Annotated in this window: 1 protein-coding gene; it reads left to right on the top strand. The window is 50.8% G+C overall.

Features of this window, described 5'->3' with window-relative positions; genetic code table 11:
- Positions 1 to 1,086, top strand: a 1,086-nt coding sequence (gene tuf / locus ACM615_RS23850; protein WP_113878398.1) for an elongation factor Tu, incomplete at its 5' end; no start/stop codon positions are given.
- Between the last annotated feature and the right edge of the window lie 9 nt (positions 1,087 to 1,095).

Here is a 1,095-nt window from a genome sequence, read left to right as displayed (position 1 = left end):
ACCGTTCTGGCTAAAACCTACGGCGGTTCTGCACGCGCATTCGACCAGATCGATAACGCACCAGAAGAAAAAGCTCGTGGTATCACCATCAACACTTCCCACGTTGAATATGACACCCCGACTCGTCACTACGCGCACGTTGACTGCCCAGGGCACGCCGACTACGTGAAAAACATGATCACCGGTGCTGCTCAGATGGACGGCGCTATCCTGGTTGTTGCTGCAACTGACGGCCCTATGCCTCAGACTCGTGAGCACATCCTGCTGGGTCGTCAGGTTGGCGTTCCATACATGATCGTGTTCATGAACAAATGCGACATGGTTGATGATGAAGAGCTGCTGGAACTGGTAGAAATGGAAGTTCGTGAACTTCTGTCTGCTTACGAATTCCCAGGCGACGACATCCCGGTCATCAAAGGTTCAGCGCTGAAAGCACTGGAAGGCGATGCAACTTGGGAAGCGAAAATCATCGAACTGGCAGAAGCACTGGACAGCTACATTCCATTGCCAGAGCGTGCTATCGATAAGCCATTCCTGCTGCCAATCGAAGACGTATTCTCCATCTCCGGTCGTGGTACAGTTGTTACCGGTCGTGTAGAGCGCGGTATCGTTAAAGTTGGCGAAGAAGTTGAAATCGTAGGTATCAAGGACACTGTTAAGTCTACTTGTACTGGCGTTGAAATGTTCCGCAAACTGCTGGACGAAGGCCGTGCTGGTGAGAACGTTGGTGTTCTGCTGCGTGGTATCAAACGTGAAGACATCGAACGTGGTCAGGTTCTGGCTAAACCAGGTTCAATCAAACCACACACCAAGTTTGATTCTGAAGTGTACATCCTGAGCAAAGATGAAGGTGGTCGTCATACTCCATTCTTCAAAGGCTACCGTCCACAGTTCTACTTCCGTACAACTGACGTGACCGGTACTATCGAACTGCCAGAAGGCGTTGAGATGGTAATGCCTGGTGACAACGTGAACATGGTTGTTACCCTGATCCACCCAATCGCGATGGATGACGGTCTGCGTTTCGCAATCCGTGAAGGCGGCCGTACTGTAGGTGCTGGTGTTGTTGCTAAAGTTATCGCTTAATCGCTGATA

This window comes from Rahnella sp. PAMC25617 (assembly GCF_050606005.1).
Taxonomy (GTDB): domain Bacteria; phylum Pseudomonadota; class Gammaproteobacteria; order Enterobacterales; family Enterobacteriaceae; genus Rahnella; species Rahnella variigena.
This window is presented reverse-complemented; position numbering and strand designations above follow the sequence as displayed.